The sequence below is a fragment of the Microcoleus sp. PH2017_34_RAT_O_A genome (assembly GCF_020737885.1).
In the GTDB taxonomy this organism is placed as follows: domain Bacteria; phylum Cyanobacteriota; class Cyanobacteriia; order Cyanobacteriales; family Microcoleaceae; genus Microcoleus.
On sequence record NZ_JAEQDD010000127.1, the window covers coordinates 21,543 to 33,161 of the forward strand.

Genomic DNA, 11,619 nt, shown 5'->3' on the forward strand with positions numbered 1-11,619 from the left:
TAGTCCGAAGAGAGGAACGAAGCAATCTTCGTATCTATTGTTCATAGGGTTTTACCCAGGGTGTTCTTAAGTCAACGGTATTGAAATATAACTAACTTTATGTTATCAAAACATTTATATTCTGTCAATCAATTTTGGCTGTGGAAAAATGATAGGGCGGATATCGGAATGCCGTTTTCAGACAATCGATCGGGGTAGGTACACGGCAGTGCCGTGTCCTGATTTAAGGTAATATTAATTCCGATGCTACCGGGTTTGATCGGAAATCTAAACTTGCGAAACTGCGATCGCCCTAACCGGCCTGTTTCTCTCAAAAATAGCCCTCGGCTTCAAAGCAATTCTCAACAACAGCCACAGCGAATGCCATTCTCCGGGCGTTTCCTGGCGCTTCCACTGGCCGGGGCGACAGTACAGCATTTCGATCAAACAGCGGTGTTGGCTCATGTTTAGGCGATCGAACGCAATTCGCACAGTCGGAAATTCCGCAACACTGCACCCTGCTGCATCCCGAAAATTCGACTCCAAGTGAGATTTCTCGCTAACCAACTCAATCTTAGCCACAGGAATCAAACATTTCTCTTCCATAATTTCCAGAGTCGCCGAGTCGCAATCAATCAAACAGTTGCCAAAACGAGCTTCGGTGTCCAACTCCATCACAGGCGGCGCTACGGATATCCTCGCTTTGACTGCTACGCTGCGAGCTATCGCTCTGATTTTACCCTGCGATAAACTTGTCTCAGCGGCATATTTGGGTAACATCTCTGCTGCGGTAAAACTCTGTTTGCTCCCTTTACCTTTGACCGCAAAACTCGGCCGTTCAGTCAGAGCAACTTCAGCGCCACTTTCTGAAATTACAGTAGTTATTCCCCAAAAACTTTGACCGCCCACATTCAACTGCACCACCCTGTGCAAATTGAACCATTCGTATATATCCGGCTTAGGAATATCCACCAAAATTAGCAGCGCAATTCCCAGCATCAGCAGGTTGTAAGCGCTCCAAATCCAGCCCGCACTCACACCTTTTAACGAATCAGCACTTGCTGATATTCCCTGCCAACTGCCCATATTTTTAACTAAATGAATGTTTAAATTATGGAACAAACCGAATGCTGTAGCTGCGAACAATAAAATCAAAGGCCATCCCAAATTCCAGTTAAAACTAAAGCGATCGGTCGCAATTCCTTTTGGCGTCACATTAAACCCTTTCTGAAAGGGATTGAGCATGGCACTCACCACCGTCACCGCCAAAGGAATACACTGGACGAACGAGTAAACATCTGATAGCAAAGCCGATCGCGATTTGCGGTTCAGCCAAGAAAACACAGTAACTTGCACCAAATAGTAAGGCAGGAAAAAGTAGACCAATTCCCGCGCATTTGTCCGCAAAGGAAGTACCCCAAGAAACGCATAAGCTAAAGGCATCAACAGAAACACAATCCTGCTTAAACTGGTAAACCAGTGCAGCAATCCTTCCAGGTGACACAGCCTTTGTACGAATCTGAGACCGCGAATCGTTAAAGGATTGGAATCAATAAAAAATGCCTGAAGGGTGCCTCGCGCCCAGCGCAATCTTTGAGTTAGATGGGCTTCTATATTTTCAGCCGCCAAACCAGCACTCAATTTTTCATCTAAGTAAACTAAACGATACCCGGTGGCTGACAACCGAATTCCGGTAAAATAATCTTCGCAGATTGAATTTGTGACAAAGCCTCCCACTGTTTGTAGCGCGCTGCGCCTCATTACAAAAGACGTGCCAGCACAAACTACGCTATCTGCACTATCTTTGATGATTTCAATTTGCCTGTAAAATACTTCTTCTTCTGGCACCAGCACATTTTCTAAACCTAAATTTCGGGCAATGGGATCGTGGTTGTAAAAGCTTTGCGGTGTTTGCACGAGGGCGATTTCTGGATTTTGAAAAAAGCCAACTGTTCTTGTTAAAAAGTTTTTAGTGGGAATGAAGTCGGCATCAAAAACTACAATGAGTTCTCCATTTGTTAGGCTTGTGGCGTGGTTGATGTTACCAGCTTTGGCGTGACTGTTATCTGGTCTAGTTATATACTTGCATCCCAGTTCTTTGGCTAGCAATTGGATTTCAGGGCGCTTTGTATCGTCAAGCAAATATACTTGTTTGTTAGGATAATCTAAAGCTTGACAGCCGATGACTGTGCGCCTCAAAATAAAAATTGGTTCGTTGTAAGTTGGGATGAAAATGTCTGCGGACGGGGCAAAGTTTCCCTCTGCAACTGCAACAGCCATGCGATCGGCTTCTCGATGCCTGTCTTTCATACTCAGCATTAAATACATTTGAATGCTGCTGCTGACAACCATCAGCATTTCTAGGAAAAACAGTCCCAAACTAAAGATACCGTTGAGGGGATCGCTTAAATTTAGGGTAACTAGCGATCGCCACAAAACGTAGCGAATGGTTAAAGCCAAAACTATGCCAACTACCACAGCCCGCGACCATTTCTGTGGTTGAGGCGAAATTTTAATGGTAGCTAAAGCAACCGAGACGAGGGCGAAAGTCGGCACTAACAAATACATCTTGCTCGCAGCAGGTACTTGCAGCCACACAGGCGGGTTTTGCTGCCAAGTATTGATTGTGGCAAAAATACCGCTGACTGTACCTTCACCGCTAAACCAGGCTGCGGCGATCGCACCTGCGAAAGCAACTACCCCCAACACGACTAGCGTTGCCATCTGTACGTGCGAAATCCACCTAAAAAAGCGGCGTTTCAAGTCTTGAAGGTCACATCTTGAATTTCTCATAAAATTTGCAATTCCCGATCGTATCTGCAACTGTCAAGGTTTCCTGCTGTTCACTTTTTAATCCCGTTGAAAATTCCGACACACCCCACTGACGATATTTACATTTTTTAACATTCTGACAATTTTTTGACACTCCCCGCCGTAAAACGGACGGGGATTCTTAAGAAAATCAAGCCTCAGTAGACTTTCATTCGTAACGGCTGGGCTCTCGCAGCCTCTAGACAGTCCGGTAAAACCATTCTGCTTACTTTTACGTCCGATATTGGCCGCGCCTTGTGCGTCAGCATTAATCAAATGTCCTTCTTTACTCCGATACAATCCACGCTTAACTCGCTTACCCGAAAACTGGTAAGTAGCTGGCCGATCGGCATTGTAGAGGGGCAACTCATCGCCATCCAACAAACTGGATTTAGATGTGTAAGATTCTTCCTGCTCCTTGTATTTCAACCCATATCGCTCACAGAGAGTTCTAAGTTTATTTCTCAGGGTATAAAAGGGAATCTGGACAAAGTTTTGATTGGTGCGACGACCAAGATTGATATCTTGCTTCATCCCAAGGTTGAATCCGACAATCAAGCATTCAATTTTAGTATTAACGCAATGGTCGATTATGAGTCTTGCAGCTTTATTCAGGTAATCCCTGATTTGGTTGCTACGATTGATATACAGCCGAGCCTGACGCTCGGTCAGTTTTTCTATCTTCTGTCGATCTTTGATAGATTGCAGTCTAGCATTTTCCTTGTTGAACCACTGGTTAATAGATTTAAGTTTGCGACCATCCACAATAAAGGATGCCCCATTGGTGTCAACACAAGTTGCCAGATTGTCCAATCCAAGATCGATCGCCAGAGAACTACCAGCAATCCTTTCGGAGGGTTCATTTGCCCTTTTAGAGATATACTCAACCTCGAAGAATCGAGCATCGTATTTAGGGTGAATCCGAACCTCTTTGAGCTGAGCGGGGTCGAGTCGTTGTGGAAAGTTAATTACTATATCTCCAAATTCCTTTTTAAAAGCATAGGACATCGGTACTTTAAACTTTCCATCTTTGACTTTAATCCGAGGGATTATTAACACGAAATACCCATCTTTGGGCTGGTAGTGAGGAAGTCTTACCTTCTGTTGATAAGTGCCAGATTTAACCGCATTAATCAGTCCAAAAAAGCTGTTAAAGGTTCGATCTACCACCTTCAATGTTTGCTGTGCAATGTCTGTATTGAGGGCTTGGTAGTTCTCATTCTCTTTGCACAGATCGCACAGCCGACTCATAGCGCAAGTGTTTACGTTCTTCAAAAAAGTATTGGCGAACGGTGTAAAGACCCACATTGTAGAGGTTCTTACTCAGCCTGCACAACTCTCTGAGCGCCAAGAATTCGGCTTTGTCAAGGTCGCGTAGTTGGTTTTTCTGAGTAGAGTACATAAACATTGCTTTCGCTGATATCACCATTATATAGCGAAAGTTAACCAACAACAAGTTATTTTTGCCATGCATAGATTTATTGCTCATTCGTCGCTCACCTCTCCCTACCGATACCTAACGATTGTCGGTTTCGGTTGGGGTGAGACTCCTCACTCGCCTCCTATCCCTCCCCGCGCTAAAAGCGACGGGGTTTCTCGGAGGTTCCGATGATAGTTCACTCGCTGCTTAGTGGCAAACTGCTCAGCAATATCCAGTCCAGGCAAAGTATAGCAAGAGCTTCTTGAGATTGTGTGCGATCGCACAACTACAAACCTGGTTGGATTTTCGGAATGCACGTGCTCATAAAATTCTGCGGACTAAAGTTCACACTACAAACGTGCCTCCCTATAAACCAATACTGTTCACTTAAGACAGATCGCCCCTAACCCCCGTTAAAAAAGGGGAGTAGGGGGTGGGACAAGAATGCTCTCAAAGTCAACCCCTACTCCCCTTTTTAAGGGGGATGCGAGGGGGATCTCCGGCGCATAAATAGTGTTAAGTAAACCGTATTGCCCTATAAACCAAATTTTTTGCCCCATTTCTGATGGTTTTTCCTGTTTACTGCCAGCCTTCTTCGACTTTTTGCAGTTATTTCAACCAAAAAATATCATGTCTACAAATCAAATAGGATTGCTATCGTTTGAGATAGCAATCCCTAGGGGCTAATAATTAGACGAATGTGACATCTAACTAAAGGTAGATTGATTTTATATTAATTTAAAAAATTACCGCGATCGCAGCCTAAAAAACTAGCCGTCAAAAACTAATCAGAAATTTCTAATTGCGAGATTGCATAGCGGGCGACAGCCAAACCAACTCTCGCCTGTTCTATTTCCGACAATTGGGCCCAAGGTCTTCTAGTCTCCATCACCACTTCCACTGCGGACGAATCAGCCTCTCGCATCGCATAAGCCAAAGGACGCGCCAACACCTGCAAATCTTCCTCAGCCCACTGAGGCAAAATATCTAACACGCACTCAACCATTTGGTCAGCTAAAGATTGATACTTAACAGTTGCGTTTTGGACGCTTTGAGCGATGCAGGCTAGAAAATCTTGAGGAACCCGAGCAAATTTTTCGCGCAAAGACTTTTGTAGAGAAGTCGCCAGCCAAATTTGTTCTAGTTGTCCGAATAAAACTTGCGACTTCTCCGCTATATCGCTGTCGCTGAAGGAATCAAACAGGGCAAATTCTTGCTCTAGATCGGTTAAATAAGATTCTGATTCAAGCTGTGCGGGATTCCAAGGATAAGCAACATCAGTCTGAACTATTGTGGTGAGAAGTTCCATCTGCGCCTGAGTTTGTGAGTCGCGAAAATATTGAGAATCAGGAGATTGGGTAGCCATGATGTAATACCTAAGTAGTTCAAGTAAAATACAGAAGGTGGACTCTGCCAAGTGCTAGTTGCCAGTGGTGAGTAACTGTTTTAACTTCAGACTTGAGACACGGGCGTCGAGAACTTTGGTGTCCCGATCGCCGATTGCCTTCATTAGCTACACCCGCACCTTAATTAGTTCCGCAATCAGTCTCACTGTAGCCCGAAGTTTTTGGAACCTCAATAGTGAACTCAAAAATCTGACCTTGAGAACTGCCAAATTTTAGCTGAGTACCCGATTGCAGCAGCAGTTCTTGGTGGTGAACTCTCACCCATCCGTCTGTACCCAAAACTAGAGTCCCGTAGCGGGAAAAATCGCGCAGGAAGTAGCTAGGTTCGCCCCCGCGATCGCCGATGCTGTTGCGACAGAAAATCTCCGCGTGTTTTTGAGAAACCCACTGTTCTCGAATCACTACGTCGTTTTCTTCCCAGCGTCCGACTCGAACCATACCAGCAGTAATGGGCCAAACCTGATTGCCAGATTCGCTAGATTTGACATTTGGTCGATCGCGCCCCCGCAAGTAAGCACAAGACGGCAAACGTCCCAGCCAAGTAGAAGAATTCAAAGGCAATTCAGTTTTCAGGTCATCTACCGGTTCAGTCAGTTGACCGTCAAACTCTGGGTGCATATACAGTACGGGCAACGTCCAAGCCGGTTGATTGAACTTGTACAGTGTCAGTAGCTGCTGTCTGGCGACGGCGACGGCGCGATCGATCGACATTCGTCCTGCCAAAGCTTGGGCAAAAGTTTGGATAAAACTCAGGGCCTCGCGATCGGCGATCGAGTCCCGCATCCCCAACACCGCCGGCACCCCGTGATGGATCAGCACCTCAGCCAAACTGCTGCGGGCGATCGCCTGTTGCTGGCCGTTATTTGAATGCAGCCTCTCCACCGCCGGCTGAGCTCCCCAGCAGGCATTAAACACTGCCAGCGTCACGCGGCATCGAACCAAAACCTGAGCCAATTCAGTACCGTTAATCGCCGTGTCCGGCCCCAAAAACAGTAAGCCACCGTCAGGGCCAGGTATCCCGTGGCCGGCGTAAAACAGAATGTTATAAGCTTGAGTTTCCAGCCGAGAAATTAGTTCCGCCGGAGTAGGTTCGATCAGAGTATCGACGCGAGTCGGAACGCTGATGTCGAAATATTTACCGCTGTCGTCGGTTTGAAAAGCATTTTCCAGAACCCCAGCTAGGGCGACTGCTTCTGCTTCCAACTGCAAATGACGATTATTGCCCCTGGAAAATTCAGAATTAGCACCGCGGCCAGGTTCTGCTTGTCCCAAAACGAGCAAAATGCTGAGGGAATCGGCAGGACGCAGGGGCGGTAAAGGCTCAACATTGCTGGTAGTGCGGCTGAAAAGCAGTTGCTGCGACAGAGAAATAGCCGGTTGACCGGCTTGAGGCTGCATAATTTCCCAAGGTAGGGCAATCAAATACGGTTCGCGCAAGTCTATGCGGACTCGCAGGGGTAGATTTTGCCCGATCGCGATACCTTTACTTTCCTGGAGACTGCCCTGAATCGGCCCTTCAAACAGCCACTGCCAAAGATCGATCCCCAAATGCTGCATCAGGCGACTGCTGTAGCTAGGAGGTGGCGGTAGCGGATTCTGCTCGCCCCTCTCCACCAACCCCCCTTGACTGAGGTGGAGCGGCACAGAGCGGATAATAGGAGGGATTTGTAGGGATTGAGCAGTTCGTTTTTCAGTTTCTGTCAGTAGATTCTGGTTGTTTTCCGGCGAGACGAAACTGCCATCAGGATTTAGGGGCAATTCGTGAATTGTCCCTGACGGGGAAAACATTTCCTGCCAAGCTTTCCAAGATTGGGACAGGGCCAGCGGCCACATACAGTCGTGGTGAACGTACCCGCTGGGATAGGGAGCTTGTAGAACCCAAGTGGCAAAATGGTTTGCCCCAGCGGTTCTCAGGCGAGCGATCGCTATACTGAGGCAAGGACTTTCAGGGCGCGCCATTCACAACTACCGAATCTGGATATAGGGATTGATCGAGTTTCTCTATTAGTAGTTTATCGGGTTTGGGGTGCGATCGAGTGGGCGACATTGCTTTTTCATTCAGTTGACAGTTGACAGTTGACTGTTTGAGGGCGACCTCTACCTGGAAGTCCGAGGATTGGAGTAATCAATAGCCTTCTTTTAATTTCTCCCTACAAGGGTTCCGGCTTTAAACCAATTCTTTCAGGTAAATTTTTAATCTTATCTACCGCCCAAAAATTTATCTAAATTCGGTACATCCACCCAAGTTCCCGTAGCATTTGACTCCTGGGTCAAATCCATCAACAACTGCGAGTAAACTCCTTCTTTGAGCGACGGTATCAAAGATTTCCCCGCATCAATTGCTTCAACCCACCTGTCTACTACTCGAATAAACGGTGCAATTCTCCCGTCTGGATAAACTTGAGGAAACTCCAATCTCTGAGGAATCTTAATTTCAGCTAAAGGTTCTCCAGCTTGGGAACCCCACAAGCGAAATCCGTGGACGTAATCCTGCTGATTGTCGCTTCCCAAAACCAAAGTACCCTGACTGCCGTAAATTTCGACCCAATGTCCCCGCCCTTGATAAGTAACCGAACTCAAACAAACTTGACAAGGCGTTCCCCCGGCCAATTCCAACATCAACGTACAAGAATCATCGGCATCAACAGGTTTTAAATTTCCCGAATCGTTCGGATCGGGCCGCGCCGAAATTCCTGTAATCAATTGCCCAGAAAGCCTCTGCACGGGGCCGAACAGCCAGCTAATATAATCAAAAACGTGGGAACCTGTCGCGCCCAAAACTCCGCCGCCTCGCTCTTTTTGTGCGTACCAATTCCAAGGGCGAGTAGCATCAGCGCGGCCGGGCACCAACCAATCAATTTTAATTAAACGCTTTTCTCCTACATATCCTGCTGCTAATAATTCTGCTAGCATTTGCCATGCGGGAATGAACCTAAACTCAAAGTCCATGGTGGCAATTGCTTGGGTTTGAGATTCGCGATTCGCTAATCGGTAAAGTTCCCGGGCTTCATTAGCTGTCAGGGCTGTCGGTTTTTCTAATAATAAATGTTTGCCTGCTTCTAGGACTGTTTTTGCCATTTCAAAATGCAAAAATGGCGGCGTGGAAATGCTGACGCCCGCTACTTCTGGGATCGCTACTATATCTGCGATCGAGTTGCAAGCGTAGGGGATGTTGTGGGCGGTGGCGATCGCCTGAGATGAGTCTAAATTTCGGTGATAGACAGCCACAACCTCTGTCCGGTGGTGGGTCTCGAATCCGGGCAGGTGCACTTTTTGACCGAAACCTGTACCGACTACTGCAACGCCAATTTTTGACATGATTTAATAATTGGGGATTGGGATTGGGGATTCAGTCTTTGATTGAGAAGTCAACCGCAGATTGAAGGCAGATTAACGCAGATAATTTTAAGATAGGAAAGCTTCGGAGTGCAATGTTTTCTGCTCCTAGACAAGCTGGCCCAGATATGAACTTCTGACAATATTGTTGAATACACTGAGTTTTTTGTGATTTTGTTAAAAAATTTGTCCTAAAAAAGTAGCTATTACCTATTGATTTTTTGGGACGATCGGGATATTATTATTTAATAATGGGAGTGGTGACTTAAATTTAAATTTTGTCACCACTCCCATTATTACATGATACCTCTTCAAATTCTCAAAGTCAAGCTTTTTACCCTAAAAAAAAGGCGATTTTTTTTGTTATTTTTCAAAAAAAATAATTGACCGATGAGTAATTCTGGGTTATTAGATTTTAGCGTCTAGTTCCTACCTGCGAGACAGTCCATTCAATTACTTGTTTGCCCAAACTCACCTCATCAAACAAATCGATTTCTCTGATTCCTGTAGGGCTGGTGACATTAACTTCGGTGAGATAACCGCCAATGATATCAATGCCGACAAAGTACAGTCCGTCTCGTTGCAGCACAGGTGCTAACTGAGCGCAAATTTGATGTTCGCGATCGGTAATTTCTGTTTTTGCGACTCGGCCACCGACAGCCATGTTGCCTCGGAATTCATTGCCGGTGGGAATGCGATTGACTGCGCCGATGGGCTTGCCGTTCAAGAGGATGATTCGTTTATCTCCGTCTTTTGCTTCGGGCAGATAAGTCTGCACCATCACTGGAATTTTGCCTTGTTGAGTGCTAATTTCAACCATGGAGTTGAGATTGCGATCGCCCGGTTCCAAGAACAAAATCCCCTCGCCAGCTTTGCCTCCCAATGGTTTAAGAACTGCCGCTCCCTTTTTCTCCACAAATTGGCGAATTACCTGCTTGTTTTGAGAAACAATTGTTTCGGGGATCGCTCCCTCAAATTGCAAAGCATACATCTTTTCATTAGCCGCTCGCAATCCTTTGGGACTGTTAACTACCAAAGTTTTAGCGGGATCGATGCCGTCTAGAAGATAAGTCGTGTAAAGGTAGGGAACGTTGACTGGGGGATCGGTACGCATAAATACTGCGTCCATTGCTTCGAGTGGGCCCAATGCAGGCTGTTCCACCTGATACCAAGCCTCAGCCGCCTCCCAGCGCCCTTCTACTTGTTTGACTGGGGTGAGGGCTACTCTAGTCAACATTGCCCAGGTTTTGCCGCCGATGATGCTTAATTCGTTGGCTTGAGTCGCCCACACTTCGTGACCCAATTCTTGAGCTGCCTCCATCAGCGCTACGCTGGTATCATGTCCTGGAATTAGTCGATCGAGCGGATCGATGATGAATGCAAATTTCATGGTCAGTTACAATTAAAAATTGGTCGAATGAAAATTTAGGCAAATTCAAAATGCAACGGGAAATGCCTTATTTTGCTAGCAACGGATCTAGTAGGCCTTGAGCATCTAGTGCGTGCATTTCGTCGCAGCCGCCTATGTGTTGGTCGTTAATGAATATCTGGGGGAGGCTGCGGCCTCCGTTGGCTCGATCGGTCATGCGATCGCGTGCTGCTCCATCTCCGTCGATCGCGTACTCTGTAAATTCAACCCCTTTTTGCTTCAGCAGTGCTTTAGCACGAATGCAAAACGGGCAGGTTCTCCAAGTGTAAATTTCTACTTTAGGTGTCATCGGACGCTCACACAATAACAATATTTTTTATTGTAATCTTAACAATACTTCGGACAGTTTTTTAACGGCCGTGTAAGCCGAGAGCGAGTAAGCCCTGCCATTTTTTACGCATTTTCTGAAACTTAGGGCTGAACTTAAACATTGAAAAAATAGTCCAGCATATAGTCAGTAAGGGTTTCGGAGGCTCGACTAGATATAAAACTGTCCGAAGTATTGCTTAACTAATCTTATTTTAATTTTTATATATAGCAACCCCGCCCGACGGTTGCGAACTTTTCGCGTTGTACTTCCCCATGGGATCTCTTGCTTTTGACTTCAGGGCGTTCGAGCGCTAAACTCTTCTTCCTTCTGCTCCAAGTGCACCCTGCAAGCTTTCAACAGTTGACCTGGGACAGTTGACAGTTGACCGCTTGACAGTTTAAGAGCGACCTCTACTTAGAAGGAAGAGGATTGGAGTAATGAATAGTCTGATTTTCATTTCTCCCGATCGGGGTTACGGCTTTCAACCAATTATTTCTGGTAAGGTAATTATCTATAGCTGGTAAAAGTATAGTCATCTATTACATGACATGGGAGGCTTCAAGTCCCTCCCCTTTCGCTTTCACTTCGAGCGGATTGACCCGCCTCGGCTGAGCTACGCCCACGACGTATCCCATCGCTGAAGGCATTTGGGATTGCTTTTCTCAAAATATTATAAGCTCCGTTAACATCGGCATTAATTAATCGACCCTCCGATGTTCTATACAATCCTCTCTTAATTCGCTTTCCACTAAATTTGGTATCCTGGGCGCCAAGATTCCCGTAGACAGGAATTGGATCTAAATTCAGAAAATTCGATTTGGAAGTATAGGATTCTTCTTGCTCTATCACTTTTATTCCCATCAATTCAGCTTTGTATTTCAACATCTCAATTAGTCGAGCATGAGGAATGCTGACAAAGTTTTGATTT

The 11,619-nt window shown here is 46.0% G+C and carries 7 protein-coding genes and 1 pseudogene; all 8 read right to left on the minus strand.

Annotated elements, in window-relative coordinates:
* Positions 1 to 267: 267 nt before the first annotated feature.
* Positions 268 to 2,772, minus strand: a complete 2,505-nt coding sequence (locus tag JGK11_RS29600) for a cellulose synthase catalytic subunit (protein ID WP_293185848.1) — start codon at positions 2,770 to 2,772, stop codon at positions 268 to 270.
* 57 nt (positions 2,773 to 2,829) lie between these two features.
* Positions 2,830 to 4,065: a transposase gene (locus tag JGK11_RS29605; protein ID WP_293214023.1), complete on the minus strand. Its 1,236-nt coding sequence runs from the start codon at positions 4,063 to 4,065 to the stop codon at positions 2,830 to 2,832.
* 929 nt (positions 4,066 to 4,994) lie between these two features.
* Positions 4,995 to 5,576, minus strand: a complete 582-nt coding sequence (locus tag JGK11_RS29610) for a hypothetical protein (protein WP_293147937.1) — start codon at positions 5,574 to 5,576, stop codon at positions 4,995 to 4,997.
* A gap of 160 nt (positions 5,577 to 5,736) precedes the next feature.
* Positions 5,737 to 7,575 carry a CHAT domain-containing protein gene (locus JGK11_RS29615; RefSeq protein WP_293185844.1) on the minus strand — a complete coding sequence of 613 codons (1,839 nt, stop codon included), beginning with the start codon at positions 7,573 to 7,575 and terminating at the stop codon, positions 5,737 to 5,739.
* Between the two features lie 240 nt (positions 7,576 to 7,815).
* Positions 7,816 to 8,934 carry a Gfo/Idh/MocA family oxidoreductase gene (locus JGK11_RS29620; protein ID WP_293185842.1) on the minus strand — a complete coding sequence of 373 codons (1,119 nt, stop codon included), beginning with the start codon at positions 8,932 to 8,934 and terminating at the stop codon, positions 7,816 to 7,818.
* 433 nt (positions 8,935 to 9,367) lie between these two features.
* Positions 9,368 to 10,342: a glutathione synthase gene (gene gshB / locus JGK11_RS29625; protein WP_293185840.1), complete on the minus strand. Its 975-nt coding sequence runs from the start codon at positions 10,340 to 10,342 to the stop codon at positions 9,368 to 9,370.
* A gap of 67 nt (positions 10,343 to 10,409) precedes the next feature.
* A complete protein-coding gene (gene grxC / locus JGK11_RS29630; protein WP_293185839.1) occupies positions 10,410 to 10,670 on the minus strand; it encodes a glutaredoxin 3 in 261 nt (86 codons plus the stop codon).
* A gap of 560 nt (positions 10,671 to 11,230) precedes the next feature.
* Positions 11,231 to 11,619, minus strand: a pseudogene (locus JGK11_RS29635) (zinc ribbon domain-containing protein); the annotation flags it as partial.